The 14,212-nt window shown below is 44.0% G+C and carries 16 protein-coding genes; 5 read left to right on the top strand and 11 right to left on the bottom strand.

Features of this window, described 5'->3' with window-relative positions:
* Positions 1-67: 67 nt before the first annotated feature.
* The 9 genes from VIB_RS04245 to VIB_RS04205 all read right to left on the bottom strand — a co-directional run bounded on the left by VIB_RS04245 (position 68) and on the right by VIB_RS04205 (position 9,566).
* Complete coding sequence (locus VIB_RS04245; RefSeq protein WP_004394756.1) at positions 68-1,534, bottom strand: sigma-54 dependent transcriptional regulator; 1,467 nt, start codon at positions 1,532-1,534, stop codon at positions 68-70.
* Between the two features lie 231 nt (positions 1,535-1,765).
* Positions 1,766-2,176, bottom strand: a complete 411-nt coding sequence (gene fliS / locus VIB_RS04240) for a flagellar export chaperone FliS (protein ID WP_004394755.1) — start codon at positions 2,174-2,176, stop codon at positions 1,766-1,768.
* A gap of 11 nt (positions 2,177-2,187) precedes the next feature.
* Positions 2,188-2,493: a flagellar protein FliT gene (locus VIB_RS04235; RefSeq protein ID WP_040904736.1), complete on the bottom strand. Its 306-nt coding sequence runs from the start codon at positions 2,491-2,493 to the stop codon at positions 2,188-2,190.
* A 4-nt stretch (positions 2,494-2,497) separates the two neighbouring features.
* A complete protein-coding gene (gene fliD / locus VIB_RS04230; protein ID WP_040904134.1) occupies positions 2,498-4,462 on the bottom strand; it encodes a flagellar filament capping protein FliD in 1,965 nt (654 codons plus the stop codon).
* Between the two features lie 21 nt (positions 4,463-4,483).
* On the bottom strand, positions 4,484-4,942 hold the full coding sequence (gene flaG, locus VIB_RS04225) for a flagellar protein FlaG (protein ID WP_040904131.1): 459 nt from the start codon (positions 4,940-4,942) through the stop codon (positions 4,484-4,486).
* A gap of 80 nt (positions 4,943-5,022) precedes the next feature.
* Positions 5,023-6,153, bottom strand: coding sequence for a flagellin (locus tag VIB_RS04220; RefSeq protein WP_004394752.1), 1,131 nt, complete (start codon positions 6,151-6,153; stop codon positions 5,023-5,025).
* A 282-nt stretch (positions 6,154-6,435) separates the two neighbouring features.
* Positions 6,436-7,569 carry a flagellin gene (locus VIB_RS04215; RefSeq protein ID WP_004394751.1) on the bottom strand — a complete coding sequence of 378 codons (1,134 nt, stop codon included), beginning with the start codon at positions 7,567-7,569 and terminating at the stop codon, positions 6,436-6,438.
* A 237-nt stretch (positions 7,570-7,806) separates the two neighbouring features.
* Complete coding sequence (locus tag VIB_RS04210; protein ID WP_004394750.1) at positions 7,807-8,949, bottom strand: flagellin; 1,143 nt, start codon at positions 8,947-8,949, stop codon at positions 7,807-7,809.
* 155 nt (positions 8,950-9,104) lie between these two features.
* Complete coding sequence (locus VIB_RS04205; RefSeq protein ID WP_040904129.1) at positions 9,105-9,566, bottom strand: DUF2919 domain-containing protein; 462 nt, start codon at positions 9,564-9,566, stop codon at positions 9,105-9,107.
* A 156-nt stretch (positions 9,567-9,722) separates the two neighbouring features.
* Here VIB_RS04205 and VIB_RS04200 point away from each other — a divergent pair, with 156 nt between their 5' ends.
* The gene (locus VIB_RS04200) at positions 9,723-10,067 is read left to right on the top strand and encodes a DUF2956 domain-containing protein (RefSeq protein ID WP_004394749.1); all 345 of its coding nucleotides are present in this window, start codon (positions 9,723-9,725) and stop codon (positions 10,065-10,067) included.
* Between the two features lie 24 nt (positions 10,068-10,091).
* On the opposite strand, the gene VIB_RS04195 is transcribed toward VIB_RS04200, so the two are convergent.
* On the bottom strand, positions 10,092-10,379 hold the full coding sequence (locus VIB_RS04195) for a winged helix-turn-helix domain-containing protein (RefSeq protein WP_004394748.1): 288 nt from the start codon (positions 10,377-10,379) through the stop codon (positions 10,092-10,094).
* A gap of 296 nt (positions 10,380-10,675) precedes the next feature.
* Between VIB_RS04195 and VIB_RS04190 the strand changes: the two genes are divergently transcribed.
* The 4 genes from VIB_RS04190 to VIB_RS04175 are packed head-to-tail and all read left to right on the top strand — an operon-like array spanning position 10,676 to position 13,117.
* Positions 10,676-11,038 carry an ArsC family reductase gene (locus tag VIB_RS04190; protein ID WP_004394747.1) on the top strand — a complete coding sequence of 121 codons (363 nt, stop codon included), beginning with the start codon at positions 10,676-10,678 and terminating at the stop codon, positions 11,036-11,038.
* A gap of 2 nt (positions 11,039-11,040) precedes the next feature.
* On the top strand, positions 11,041-12,177 hold the full coding sequence (gene dapE, locus VIB_RS04185) for a succinyl-diaminopimelate desuccinylase (RefSeq protein WP_004394746.1): 1,137 nt from the start codon (positions 11,041-11,043) through the stop codon (positions 12,175-12,177).
* Entirely contained in the window at positions 12,177-12,848 is a 672-nt protein-coding gene (locus VIB_RS04180; protein ID WP_170904354.1) for a M15 family metallopeptidase, read from the top strand. The genes dapE and VIB_RS04180 overlap by 1 nt, the downstream gene beginning before the upstream one ends.
* A gap of 11 nt (positions 12,849-12,859) precedes the next feature.
* Positions 12,860-13,117 (top strand): DUF2897 family protein, encoded by a 258-nt coding sequence (locus VIB_RS04175; protein ID WP_040904127.1) that lies wholly within the window; start codon positions 12,860-12,862, stop codon positions 13,115-13,117.
* Positions 13,118-13,154: 37 nt separating this feature from the next.
* On the opposite strand, the gene bamC is transcribed toward VIB_RS04175, so the two are convergent.
* Positions 13,155-14,171: an outer membrane protein assembly factor BamC gene (gene bamC, locus VIB_RS04170; RefSeq protein WP_004394743.1), complete on the bottom strand. Its 1,017-nt coding sequence runs from the start codon at positions 14,169-14,171 to the stop codon at positions 13,155-13,157.
* Between the last annotated feature and the right edge of the window lie 41 nt (positions 14,172-14,212).

Genomic DNA, 14,212 nt, shown 5'->3' with positions numbered 1-14,212 from the left:
AGACTATTATTCAATAATTTCAATGCGTTAACGACAGTCAATATATTGACCACGCCAGAAAGTCGCTTTAGCGTTGCATATTATACTTACGCATTTTCTCGACCAATGTCGTACGACGCATACCTAGCATGTCCGCAGCACGAGCAACAATGCCACTGTGGGCATCAAGCGCTTGATTAATTAGACTCACTTCAAGATCGGCGAGCAGCTCTTTTAAATTCACCCCTTCTGGCGGTAATGACTTTGCTGCGTCAAAATGACCATTAAGATCATCATGAGATTCGAACGTGAAGTTTTCTGAAAAAATATCTTCTAACACATCACGCTCTTGCTCTTCCACGGAACTAAACCGACATGGTTCAGGCTGAAACTCAGGTATATCACTATAACGATATTTGGTCGGTAAATGATTCACATCGACCAAATTATTGGGATACAGAATCACCATACGTTCAACTAAATTCGCTAATTCACGAACGTTACCTGGCCAATCATGCTCCATTAATGAATTGATCGCCCGAGGAGTAAAGCAAATCGGCGCTCCGCCTTCTGCCTCCATACGGGTCATCAACTCTTGCAGCAATAAAGGAATATCTTCTTTACGATCCTTTAATGCTGGCATCTCAATAGGAAAAACGTTTAAACGATAGTAAAGATCTTCTCGAAATCGCTGCTCAGTGATCATGCTATCTAAGTCTCGATGAGTGGCGGCAATAATCCTCACATCCGCCTTGATGGTTGTATTTCCACCAACTCGCTCAAAACAGCGTTCCTGTAACACTCGCAGTAACTTAACCTGCATATTAGTTGGCATATCACCAATTTCATCGAGAAATAAGGTTCCGCCTTCAGCGAGTTCAAAGCGCCCTTTACGTGAGGTGATCGCCCCAGTAAACGATCCCTTTTCATGGCCAAACAGTTCACTCTCTAATAATTCAGCGGGGATCGCTCCGCAGTTAATCGGTACAAAAGGGCCTTTACGACGTGAAGAGTGATAATGAATGTTGCGCGCTACCACCTCTTTACCAGTACCAGATTCACCTAAAATCAATACATTTGCTTCTGTATTCGCCACTTGCTCAATCAAATGACGCACATCTTGAATACCAAGACTCTGTCCGACTAAGCTACGAAATAAAGCGTTATTTCGCGAAGGCGTTGACAGCGCTATCCCTTTACGCCCTAAAAACTCTTTACAATGACGCAATGCGTCACTGAGTTGTGGATAGTTAAGGGGAAACTCCAATTCACCAACAAATTGGGGGAAATATTCAACAGAAAAATGGTGTTGGTTAGCTACCAATAACGGTATATGGTTAGCTTGACTCAACGCCTGCGTAAGCTCATCCGATAGCAAAGGCGTAGTAATCGAGCCCAAAATACACCCAGACCAAGGCGCAGACCAATCGATACGGTCAGCTTGAGAAGAATCTATGACCTCACATTGCTCCCCGACAAATTCCAATATAGTACGAAAACTTTGACGAATTGCAGGATCGTCTTCAATGACAAGTAGTTGTGCTAAACCTTGCATAGGTGAGAATATTTGCCTTAATTTAGGGACGTTGTGGTTACACCATTACCAATTATTTACTCATTCTGACTAAAATTGTATGTCAAATTCAGTAAACAATAGACAACGTGTGAAATTCAGCAACAAAAAAAGCCACTCGGCTAGTTAGTGGCTTCTATTCTATTTAATTAAAAAAATAAGGCAACCAAGCATTTAGCTGATGTGATATTGGTTAAAAGTTTAAGATAAAACTTATATCCCTACATCAGTCGCGGTCAAATTATGATATTCAGTAGGGATTTGATCCCATGCAGACTTGATTTCACGCAGAATATCTATCACATCGTCTAATGGTTGAGGCTCGTTTTTATGGTTAGCGGTGGTGATTTGCGTGATCATAAATTCATACAATTGATCAAGGTTTTTTGCAATATCCCCGCCATCGTCCATCGATAAACAGCCACGCAGACTAATAATAATGTCCAGTGCTTTGCCTAAACGCTCACCTTTAACAGGGATATTACCTTGCTGCATTGCCGCTTTACCTTGGATCAAACGTTCTATGGCACCGGCCATCAGCATCTGGACGATTTTATGCGGTGAGGCCGCACTGAGCTGGCTATCCACTGATACTTTTTTGTACGCTTGTAAAGAACCACGCATAGTCTTCCTCTTTATAAAAACTTTTTGTATTGTTGAAGCGATTTATTACCGTATCGATATTGTCGCAATGATTTACCGATAGACAGGGTTTTAGACTGCATCAGTTCAACAAGATGTTGTGTCTCTTCGATCGCGCTCTGCCATTCTGGTGATTGCGCAAACTGCGGATTGTCTACGATATAACTCAGCAATACCGCTAACCGTTGTTCCCTATTATCGACCAAGCGATGAATTTCTTCAGTGTTAATGTCGTCAATAGTTAACTTTTCTTTTATTTGTTGATTTATATCAAATAACGCTTGTAGCTCAGTCTGCATATCACTAACCCAGAGCATTCATCATACCAGCAAGTTGAGACTGCATCTTACCCGTTGCATCTTGCATAGCCGAAAATTTAGCGTGAGTTCGCTTCTCTAAACCGTCCATACGACGATCCAAGGCGTCTTGATCATTGACCAAGCGACGATTTTGTTCGGTGATGCTGTTCTCGCGAGTGCGGATCGATCCCGTTGCCCCAGTCAATCCTTGAATGGCTTCTTCGACTCGTCGAGCAAAGCCTTGATTGCCACCAAAAAAATCACCCAGTTGATTAAAATTATTATTTAGCTGACGATTGAGCATAGCATAGTTAATTTCTAAGTTCCCTTGGCGAGTGGTAGTAATACCTAATTCCGTCAGGCTTTTTAGCTGCTCAGGCCCTTGCTCAATCGGCGATGAAAAGACTGATTTCAATCGCGTATCGGCACTACGAACAATACTATCTCCAGCGAGTGGTCCAGCACGGCCCGTCCTTGGATCGACACCCGATAATTCTTTACTAATTTGGTAAAATTGATTGTAAGCCGCAACGAACTGCTCAATATCTTGACGAACACTATCTCTGTCGTACTCAATGCCAATTTCTGCAGGCCGTTGATTGGCGTCATGTCGACCTTTAAGAGTAAGATTAACGCCATCGATAGCGTTTTCAATGATGTTATTTTCACTGGATAATGTCGCAATACCATCCAGCAAGACCAACGAATCTTGCCCCGCTTGAACTTGGATCATCCCTTGATATTCATCAAAAGAGTGCTGCGCCGCTTTTAATTGAGCTTGAACTTGTTCCATTTTTTCAAGCACCGCGAGCTCTTCAGGAGATAATTTTGCTCTTTCAGCGGCTTTTGCCTCCTCCGGAGTCATATTGCCGCTTTTTATCGCTTCTTGTATTGCAGCTTGCTCTTGGGCAAGTTTGGCATCAATTTTAGCTTGGGCTTCTTTGGGGGTCACATAAGAATCAAGCAACGTGCCTGACGCGGTATTACTCCAACCAGGAATATCGGCGGCCTTTGCTAAGCCATTTTCATCGAGTTCCGGTTGAGGTTCGGAATAAGAATCAAGTAAGGTGCCTGACGCGGTTTCTGTCCAACCGGGAATGCGCTCTTCAGGTCTTAAATAACGATTGGCTTCTTCTGCAGCTTTGATCCCTTCGCCAGAGATATCATCAAGATCTTGTGTTGTTGATACCGCTTGTTCAGCTTGGGCCGCGAGCTCTTTATCCACTTCACGTGCAGCCGCACCAATTTTTTCAGCGACTTGGGCCGCGACTTCTTGTTGCTCCGCTGTCAGAGGGGCAATGATTTGTTGCGCTTCAGCTCGTGCTTTCTCTAAATCTTTAACCCTTTGTTCTAAGGTTTTATACTCTAAGCGTTTTAATGGGTTACCTGACTCAGCTTGCGCTTGAATTGATATTTGCTGTTTTTCACCCGATAGATTAGAAGCAATGATCAGCCGAGGTCCTTCGACATCATTGATAATTGATGCTCGCACACCGGGATTATTTTTATGGCCATTAATCTCTCGTATCACATCTGTCAGCCGAGAATTATTGGCGACATCAACCGTGAATTGTCTCTTACCCAGAGAAATTTGCAGCTTCCCCTCACCAAATCTTGTGTCACTCGGTATAACCTCTGACGCAATTTTATGGCTTTGAGCAAGCTGCAACACATCGACTGAGTATCTCCCAGCAATCGCATCGGTTGAAGCGGTTGCAGAAACAATCTGGTCATCAGAAGTGTCAACTTTGCGCACAGCAAACGCTTTCTCTTGACGAAAATTCGCCATGAGATTTCGCATGGTATCCAGTGATTCCCTGAGCCTGCCATAGGCACTAATACTGGCTTCATTATCATAGCGCTTATTATCAATGCTTTGCTGTTTTGGTACACGCTCAGCATCAACAATCGTCCTTACGACGCTATTGATATCAAAACCAGTGTTCATCCCCATTGGGCCTAAACTCATCCAATCACCTCAATCATACGATTACGCCTTAATCACCAGCAAGCCTGACTTTGGACTCTGCTCACGAGAGAGACGTCGTAATACTTCAAGCATTTCTTCTTCAGGGATCTGCCGAATAATGTCGCCCGTAGAGGCTTCATAAATCGTCACAACATCCCGTCCGGATTCTTCATCAACCCGAAACGCCAAACCTTTATTGATCGAATTAACAAACTCGTCCATTTTCTCAATAACCACTGCGCGTTGCTGCTCGTTTATCCGCTCTCTTTGTTGAGATTGTTTAATCGCGGCTTGCAACGCTTGTTCTTGGTTGCGTTTTAGTTGTTCAGACACTTGCGCATTGACTTTTTCTGTCTTGCGCACCGAACGGTGACTCTCCTGCGAAGAAGCACTTACCACGCTGTCGTTTCCTGAAGCAAGTTTAGTGCCACTTTGCGAGCCGTAAGGCTGGATGTTCGATGTGTAGGATGGTACTTCCATAACAATCTCCCTTCCACCTTATAGGTAGCTTAATCGCTAATTGCGCGTTCAGCTACCCATGCTGCCCATTGCACCGTCAGTTAACCTAACAGGCTAAGAGCTGCAGATGGTGACTGCTTCGCTTGAGCTAATACTGAGGTACTCGCTTGCTGCAAAATTTGTGCTTTAGTCATTGCCGTTGTTTCACGTGCGTAATCCGTATCTTGGATACGACTGCGCGAGGCATTAACGTTTTCATTGGTATTCTCTAAGTTATTAATCGCATGAGAGAATCGGTTTTGAAAAGCACCTAGTGAAGCTCGCTGACTATCCACCGATTTTAACGCGCCATCAAGGATAGCAATCGCTTCTTGTGAGCCAGCCACGGTAGTCACATCGATGTTTTTCACGTTAACATCTTGCCCTGTACCAAAACCAATTTCGGTAGCAAGATCGCCACCTATCGTCACATCACCGGTTACTTTTTGCGAAGAGGCATACAGTTGAAGCTTGCCATCTTCACCGACTGACGCGTTGATATCTTCACTTTGACCATTAATGTAAGTCGCAACCTCCTCAAGGTCATCACCGACTTTCGCGTTAATAGTGATTTCTCGCGCTTCACCCTGCTTATCTGTGTAGTTAAGCGTGAGTTCGGTCGCAGTGGTGACTCTCCAATCCGGCGTTTGGCCTGTTTCTGCTCGATACGCTTTTCCGCCCATCTCAGCCGTATCAGAGCGCAAACTTCCCATCGTTAGCAGCACCGCTTCCCCTGATTCGGCACCAATTTGGAAAGATTTGCTACCAAAAGTGCCGTTCAGCAGCCGGTTACCACCAAAGGAGGTACTTTCTGCAATCCGGTTAAGTTCTTGGTTAAGGGCCGTAACTTCTTCTTGAATCGCGACACGCTCAGAGCGTGAGTTTGAACCGTTAGAAGATTGCAGAGCAAGATCTCGCATACGCTGCAAAATATTGGTACTTTCGCCCATCGCACCTTCTGCGGTTTGAGCAATAGAGATCCCATCATTAGCATTGCGTACCGCGACATCAAGCCCACGGCTTTGCGAAGTCAATCGGTTTGAGATTTGTAAGCCTGCTGCATCATCACGAGCACTGTTAATACGATACCCCGATGATAGGCGTTCCATTGATTTTTGCACACCGTCAGCCGCACTATTCAGGTGGCGCTGTGCGGTCATCGCCGACACATTGGTGTTTACGTTAATTGCCATAGTTTGATCTCCTTAGGCGGATAGTTGGCATACCTTCAAGTCTCTCACCTCTCGTCGGTATACCTCATTTCTCTCGTATCCTTTAACGGCCTCAATTAAATATCCTTTAGGGAAATAGTCGACATTTTTCTATTTTTTTTCTTCTCATCGCTAAAAAGCGATCCAGCTCAAAAAATAACGCTCGTCTATGGCTAAAGATTACAAGCAACCGCCGCACCTAACTCAATTTCAAACATAAAAAAATCCAGCCGAAGCTGGATTCTTTGTAAAGGCAGAGATTGATTAGCCAAGTAAACTTAATGCGGCATTCGGTGCCTGTTTGGCTTGAGCTAAGATAGAACTTGAGGCTTGACCAAGGATTTGCGCTTTGGTTAACGCTGTGGTTTCCTTCGCAAAATCAGTATCTTTAATGCGGCTCTTCGATGCGTTAACGTTCTCGTTAATATTATCCAAGTTGTTGATAGCATGGTTAAAGCGGTTTTGGAAGGCACCAAGCTCGGCTCGATGACTATCGACATACTGTAACGCGGCATCCACGATAGCAACAGACTCTTGAGCTCCACCAACACTGGTGACATCAATCGTATTCACCGTCACCGCTTGTGCTGGGCCCATCGCCAACTCAGTCGCTAATGCGCCACCAAAGGTCACATCACCAGTAACTTTATGCTCCCCACTAAAGATCTGTAGTTGCCCTTTTTCATTGACCGATGCTTGAACCATATCAGTTTGGCCATTAATGTAAGTGGCCAGCTCTTCGATATCATCGCCAACTTTAGCACTGATATTAATGGTTTGCTCTACGCCATTGACATCATTAAGCGTTAAGGTTAGTTCATTATTACCATCACTAACGGTCCAATCTTTATCGGCTTCAGTTGCAGCGACATAACTCGTACCACCCATTTTAACGTTATCACTACGCATATCATTGAGTGTTAACATAACGGCTTCACCACTGTTCGAACCAATTTGGAATGCCTTGGTTTGGAAGGTGCCGTTAAGTAAGCGGTTACCACCGAAAGACGTGGTTTCAGCAATACGATTGAGCTCATCATTCAGCGCGGTTACTTCTTCTTGAATCGCGACACGCTCTGATTTTGAGTTAGAACCGTTAGCTGATTGCAATGATAGATCACGAATACGTTGTAAGATATTAGTGGTTTCTTGCATCGCGCCTTCAGCCGTTTGTGCCATTGAGATACCATCATTGGCGTTACGTACTGCGACATCTAAACCACGGCTTTGTACATTTAAACGGTTAGAGATTTGTAGACCAGCAGCATCATCTTTAGCGCTGTTGATCTTAAAGCCTGAAGACAGACGCTCCATCGATGTTTGTTGCGCATTAGTCGCGCTATTTAGGTAACGTTGTGCGGTCATTGCGGCTACGTTGGTATTTACATTCACTGCCATGGTAATTTCTCCAATTGATTTTCCGATGTTTCCGGTTTTCGACGTCTCGTAAAACCAAGGTAGTTCTCTCAAAGTTATTTTCTTAGCGGCATGTTTTGAAAAACCTTTAGATTTTTTTTGCTTTTCTTTAAAAAAACTCACTTTGTGGTTAAAAATGCACCAAACTAGGAAAAATAACAAAAATAGCGTTTTTTTTTACTCAAGCTTTTAAATGACCTGTCGATAACGATCGTTTTTTTAATTATTCAGTAAAGACAATGCAAGATGAGGCTGCTTTTTCGCTTGGCTAAGAATAGATGTGCTGACTTGTTGCAGTATTTGCTGTTTAACCATTTGAGTAGTTTCTTTAGCAAAATCAGTATCTTTAATCCGACTATTTGAAGCAGCCAAATGCTCATGCATATTATCAAGATTATTAATGGCATGATAAAAACGATTTTGGAGAGCACCTAATTTAGCCCGATGGCTATCGACATACTGCAATGCAGTATCAATCACAGCGACAGCACTTTGCGCACCACCAACGGAAGTGATATCAAGATCATTAACGGTTTCATATTTTCCAAAGGTAAGCTGTAACTGGTCAGCCAAACCACCTGAAAAATAAGGCTGGCCGTGAATAAAATGACTATGTTGATTTTCGAAATAAATCTGTAATTGTCCATTTTCGTTAACTGAGGCGGACAGTTTATCGGTTTGACCATTAATATAAGTGGCTAAAGACTCGATGTTATCACCGACTTTAGCCTGAATATCGACAGTTTCTGTTATGCCTGCGCGATTCATAAACGAAATAGAAAGCTGATGATTACCTTGTTCAACTTGCCAATCGGGATCTTTAGGAAGAGAAACATATTTAAAGCCACCCATTAGCAACTGGTCACTCCGCATCGATTTCAAACCGACTTGTACCGCCTCTCCAGAGGCCGCACCAATCTGAAAAGAAGCCGAACCAAAACGTCCATTGAGTAATTTTCGCCCAGCAAAAGAGGTGGTTTCTGCAATTCGGTTTATTTCATCATTCAAAGCACTCATTTCTTCTTGTAGTGCTTGTCGCTCAGCTTGGCTATTCGAGCCATTCGCTGACTGTAAGGAGAGATCGCGCATTCGCTGCAAAAGGGTTGTTGTCTCTTGCATCCCACCTTCTGCGGTTTGCATGATCGAAATACCGTCATTTGCATTACGCGCTGCGACGCCTAAACCTCGCATCTGTGTTTCTAATCGATTGGAGATTTGTAACCCAGCGACATCATCTTTAGCTCGATTAATTCGTTTACCAGAAGATAATCGCTCCAGTGATTGCTGAAGGGCTACTGACGCTTGATTAAGATGGCGCTGAGCGACTAAAACCGAAACATTGGTGTTGACCGAAAGAGACATGCTGTTTTATCAAATTGCTCTGTGAACAAATACTTAACTAGCGTATCGGCAAAATGAAAAAAATCTTGAGTCATGATACCGATCACCATTAATGATCGGCAATGAAATAAGAAGATCACCCGACAAGGTAGATTTGGGTGCATAATCAATAACCGTCAACTCAGCGGGCCAGAAGAATCAAAGCACGCTTTAACTCGACGACTACGTATCAAGTAAAAACCAAACCACAGTAAGATGAGCAGCGTCAATGCATTAGCCCACTGGAATGCGCCATGATCTAAATAAACATGATAAACCGTTTGTACTAATTGGATAATCAGTACACAAAGGGTCATGGCGCGTCCTAAACGGAAACCGGCGATAAGTAAACGTCGCTGCTCTTGTCTAAGGTGAATAAGCCACATCAATAGTAAGCTAGGTAAACCAGTCATTAACCCTAAGTACAGCATATCGTGATCGGGATACACAAAACTCAGAATGGTTGAACCATGTTCTCGGCTTACTCCTGCCACCACAAAAACGACCCAAGCGCGAGCTAAAAACAACCAGCCCAACCAGAGCCATAACGAAGCATTAAGGTAACCATAACGGTCATAGTGTTCGATCGGATATCGCATAATACATCATAAATTCATACTATTATGCCTGCTACTTTAACGTAATCCTTACTCATCGCCTATGCCTTAACAACTCAAGTTTTAACCTTACTCGTCCTCAGTTGAGGAAATGAATCAAGGCATGTTAATCTGATCAATATTGAAAAGGGGTTATTAATGAAACAGACCATTATTCCGTCACCACAAACTCAGCAAGAAGCACAAGCTATTGCTAAAGCCTCACAAAAACCGGGCCAAACGAAAGAACAAACCAAGTTAATTGCGCAAGGTATAGAAAAAGGTATCGCGCTCTATAAGAAACAACAAAAAGAGAAAAGCCGTCAGGCCGATAGAGCCAAAAAAAAGTCTCAGCAATTAAAAAACACTGTAGAGAATACGACGAAAGAAGTCATGCCACTCCCAGCCAAACCCAGCGCAAAATCAAAGCCATGGTTACCATGGGGACTGTTAATCATCAGTTGGATGGGGTTTATTGTTTATCTCTCAACAAAAACCAGTTGATAAAAAAAGCCAGCATAGACTGGCTTAAGCATGAAATCCAAGGCTTGCTGCAATCGCCGCTTTACGTTGGATGACCCATTGACTATCAAACGGTCCCCAATCCGATAACCGATAATAGCCATCATTATGACGACGTCCATCTTGAACAAAGCTGAGCTCAATTCCGATCCCCGGCATCGCTTTGATCACATCCTGAATGGTGCGACGCGGCCATCCGGTTTTTTCAATCAACTTAGGGACATTTGGCCGTTCAAGGCTTTCAACTAATAAGGCGAGATACAAACGCCTTGCAAAAACAGGACTCAATTCCATTGATACCTCCTAAATGGTGCAGAGCACATTATTTCTGTTTTGTCAGTTAAGATGTTGCGTTCGATCAATAACAAGCCAATCGGTGGTGCTACCGAACCACTTTCTTATCCTTAACCTGTCATCCGTATGTTTTTTGTACATACACAGCCAAATCATCTTAACAATAGCAAACCGCCAAATAGGTTTTTTTGTCACCGCTTACGCTTCCTGTTAGGATTTAGACACTGAATTCACCCCTATTGTTAACGGGCCAATAATCACAATAAATTGGCACCAGAGCGAGGAAAAGGAATCTTATGCTTATTACTCTTTACGGTATCCCCAACTGTGACACCATCAAAAAAGCGCGAAAATGGTTAGACGCCAAAGGGGTCGAATATCAATTTCATGATTACCGAAAAGATGGTATTACTGCTGAGTTAGTGAATGAGTTTTTTCAAGCACTCGGTTGGCAGAATGTGATCAATAAACGGGGAACGACTTATCGCCAATTGAGCCCACAGCAAAAAGAGAACCTCAATGAAACGACCGCTCTCCCTTTGTTGCTTGACCAACCTGCGATGATTAAACGCCCTATTTTACGTATCGAGAAGTTACTCTATGTCGGTTTTAGTACCGATGATTACGCTACTCTTTTTCCATCACCACAAGGACAATAAGGATGATAGATAGCCCCGTACTCGCGCTGGCAAAAGATTTGATTAGTCGCGAATCCGTCACCCCAAATGATGCAGGTTGCCAACAGGTGATGATTGAACGCCTTATCGCGCTGGGCTTTAATATTGAGCCGATGATCTTCGAAGATACGACCAACTTTTGGGCTCGTAAAGGAACCGAAGGTCCTTTGTTTGTGTTTGCAGGTCATACCGATGTAGTCCCAGCAGGACCTCTTTTTCAGTGGCACACACCGCCCTTTGAACCAACCGTCATTGATGGCTATCTGCATGGTCGTGGTGCCGCGGATATGAAAGGCTCATTAGCTTGCATGATAGTGGCGGTGGAACGCTTTTTAGCGAAACATCCCAATCACAAGGGGTCCATCGGTTTTTTAATTACCTCTGATGAAGAAGGCCCTTTTATTAACGGGACCACTAAAGTGGTTGATACGTTAATGGCTCGCAATGAGCTGATTGATATGTGTATTGTCGGCGAACCTTCTAGTACCTTAAAGGTCGGCGATGTTGTTAAAAATGGGCGTCGTGGTTCGATCACCGGTGATCTGACCATTAAAGGAACACAAGGCCATGTTGCTTACCCTCATTTAGCCAGTAACCCCGTACATCAAGCGCTACCCGCTTTAGCGGAACTCGCGGCAACCACGTGGGATAACGGCAATGCTTACTTTCCGCCAACCAGCTTCCAAATCCCGAACTTGCAAGCAGGAACGGGCGCGTCAAATGTGATACCTGGCGAATTTAGCGTGCAATTCAATTTCCGATTTAGTACCGAATTGACCGAGCAAGAGATCAAACGCCGCGTTCACTCGGTATTGGATGCGCATGGTTTAGACTATGAGCTAAAATGGACATTGAGTGGCGATCCTTTTCTGACTGATGCCGGCTCGCTACTTGATGCGGTTGTTTGCGCTGTCCAAGAGGTCAATCATCAACAGCCCCAGTTATTAACCACTGGAGGCACTTCTGATGGCCGCTTTATTGCTAAAATGGGCGCACAGGTCGTCGAGTTAGGACCTGTCAATGCCACCATTCATAAAGTCAATGAATGTGTCAGCATCGCAGATTTAGAAAAACTCACGGACATGTATCAAAACGTGCTGGAGCACCTTTTCGGCCAATGATGTCACCTGAACAATTAACCGGAAAAACCGACGATCACCTCAATGCGGTGATCGTTGGCCAAAAAAACTTTTGGGTTCACCCAGAGGTAAGCCAAGATCTGCTTGCTTTAAAACAAGCGGTCGATTCAGCTGGATTTAATTTTAATATCGCCAGCGGCTTTCGATCTTTTGCACGTCAGCAGAGTATATGGAATCGTAAAATGAGTGGCGAACTCGCGATCTTAGATGAAGCAAGTCAGCCTATTGATACCGCTCATTACTCAGAAGAACAACGAGTATGGGCTATTTTACGTTGGTCAGCGTTACCTGGCGCAAGTCGCCATCACTGGGGAACCGATTTTGACGTTTTTGATCGTCATGGATTACCAGCCGGAGAGTCATTACAGCTAGAACCTTGGGAATATTTGCAGGCTCATCAACACCCTTTCTATTTATGGTTAAAAGCACATATCGAACCGTTTGGATTTTTTTTCCCTTACCAACAGAATGGTATCGGGGTCGCCTTTGAACCTTGGCATATTAGTCACCGACTGACCGCGGAAAGGTGCTTAACACAATTAACCCTTGACGTACTCGCCGAACAATTAGCACCAGAACAGCTATTAGGCAAACAAACCGTATTACAAAACCTAGAGACGATCTACAATCAGTACATCATCAATATTGCATAGGCAGGACGGATATGGACTTTTTATTCAACCCATGGGTGATTTCAATTGCTGCCATGAGCCTGATTATTGGTAATTTAGCGGCGCTCAAATACCTCTCCAAAATCAAATTCCAACCCATGAGCAAAAAAAAGGACTTTGAAAAGCTCAGCGAGCTAGACAAAAAACTGCAATCGATGACTGCCGAACTTGATTCCTCAGAACCGACGCCATCAGAGCAGGAAACAGAAAAAAAAGAACAAGCTAAAAAAGAGAGGGATACTGATCATTAGTATCCCTCATCGCTATAATTGGTTACTTAGTATCAAACTATTTCTCTGCAATCGCAGCCAGTACCGGAGCCATCTCTTTCAGTAGCTCTTCCTCAACAGGTTTACCTGCCGAGTTGGTTACGTTGACTGACGTTCGGTTGCCTAAATCACCAAATAAGAAGGTATAAGTGCCCGCTCTTAGATTCATTGGCTTGACACCTATGTGATTCCAAAATTGATCATCGGGGGACGCGTACTTCGCTTTGATGGTGCCCTGTGACTGATTGCGCTCTTCAATAGTAAAGCCCATCTCAGGTAATAAAGTCGGTAAACGCTGCCATAACACATCATAAGGCGTACGAGCAATGATCACCGGTAAACCACTACGGTCGGAGCCCATCGTGATGGGTATCTGCTTGACTAACTCTTGCGCTCGACGCGTCGCTTCTTCTCGTACTTGCTGATCATAGCGGCTGGTGACTAAATTGGTCATAAAAGCGTTATAACGTTCTTTATTACTTGCGGTCACCGGCATTGACTTGCCATCTTCCCGCCAATCTATCAGGGAAATTTTAAAACCAAAGCGATTATTAGCCTCAACGCGAGTTAACTCATAGCGGCTACCAAGCGTGGTGTCCTCATCTTCAGAGACCCAATTAATCCAACTGGTTTCGACACGATTATCGCTCTGCTCTACCGCGCCAATGCCTCGCTCTTCCATCATGGTTAATGCCGTTTGCCATACTCTATCGGCTTCATCTTGACGAATCATCCACAACGTCACTTCACCATTTTGCCGTTCCGCACGAGCGCCAGGAATTAACTCAAGAATTTGTTGAGGTGGACGAATATCCACTTTCCGGCCAATTTTTCCAGGAAATTGTCCTTCGGGAATCGTATAGTTAGGGTAAAACTGAGGTAACGCACCTTCAGGTAATACCCAAGGCGTTAATGGTTTGGTCTCTAAGTAGGCAAAATCATTTTTTGCTTGACGCCGCTGTGCCGGACTACTTGAACAAGCACTCAACACCAATACAGCCAGCGAACCAACAACCAGCTGGTGGGATAACTTCATTGAAACTCCTAAGTTGCTGAGAAGAGACTCAGCCGTAAAAC

This window comes from Vibrio metschnikovii CIP 69.14, from assembly GCF_000176155.1.
GTDB lineage: Bacteria > Pseudomonadota > Gammaproteobacteria > Enterobacterales > Vibrionaceae > Vibrio > Vibrio metschnikovii.
This window is presented reverse-complemented; position numbering and strand designations above follow the sequence as displayed.

Coding starts and splice junctions, on each gene's coding strand:
- VIB_RS04245 (WP_004394756.1), bottom strand. CDS start 1,534: ATGCAAGGTTTAGCACAACTACTTGTCATTGAAGACGATCCTGCAATT.
- fliS (WP_004394755.1), bottom strand. CDS start 2,176: ATGCGTGGTTCTTTACAAGCGTACAAAAAAGTATCAGTGGATAGCCAG.
- VIB_RS04235 (WP_040904736.1), bottom strand. CDS start 2,493: ATGCAGACTGAGCTACAAGCGTTATTTGATATAAATCAACAAATAAAA.
- fliD (WP_040904134.1), bottom strand. CDS start 4,462: ATGAGTTTAGGCCCAATGGGGATGAACACTGGTTTTGATATCAATAGC.
- flaG (WP_040904131.1), bottom strand. CDS start 4,942: ATGGAAGTACCATCCTACACATCGAACATCCAGCCTTACGGCTCGCAA.
- VIB_RS04220 (WP_004394752.1), bottom strand. CDS start 6,153: ATGGCAATTAACGTAAACACCAATGTGTCGGCGATGACCGCACAGCGC.
- VIB_RS04215 (WP_004394751.1), bottom strand. CDS start 7,569: ATGGCAGTGAATGTAAATACCAACGTAGCCGCAATGACCGCACAACGT.
- VIB_RS04210 (WP_004394750.1), bottom strand. CDS start 8,949: ATGTCTCTTTCGGTCAACACCAATGTTTCGGTTTTAGTCGCTCAGCGC.
- VIB_RS04205 (WP_040904129.1), bottom strand. CDS start 9,566: ATGCGATATCCGATCGAACACTATGACCGTTATGGTTACCTTAATGCT.
- VIB_RS04200 (WP_004394749.1), top strand. CDS start 9,723: ATGAAACAGACCATTATTCCGTCACCACAAACTCAGCAAGAAGCACAA.
- VIB_RS04195 (WP_004394748.1), bottom strand. CDS start 10,379: ATGGAATTGAGTCCTGTTTTTGCAAGGCGTTTGTATCTCGCCTTATTA.
- VIB_RS04190 (WP_004394747.1), top strand. CDS start 10,676: ATGCTTATTACTCTTTACGGTATCCCCAACTGTGACACCATCAAAAAA.
- dapE (WP_004394746.1), top strand. CDS start 11,041: ATGATAGATAGCCCCGTACTCGCGCTGGCAAAAGATTTGATTAGTCGC.
- VIB_RS04180 (WP_170904354.1), top strand. CDS start 12,177: ATGTCACCTGAACAATTAACCGGAAAAACCGACGATCACCTCAATGCG.
- VIB_RS04175 (WP_040904127.1), top strand. CDS start 12,860: ATGGACTTTTTATTCAACCCATGGGTGATTTCAATTGCTGCCATGAGC.
- bamC (WP_004394743.1), bottom strand. CDS start 14,171: ATGAAGTTATCCCACCAGCTGGTTGTTGGTTCGCTGGCTGTATTGGTG.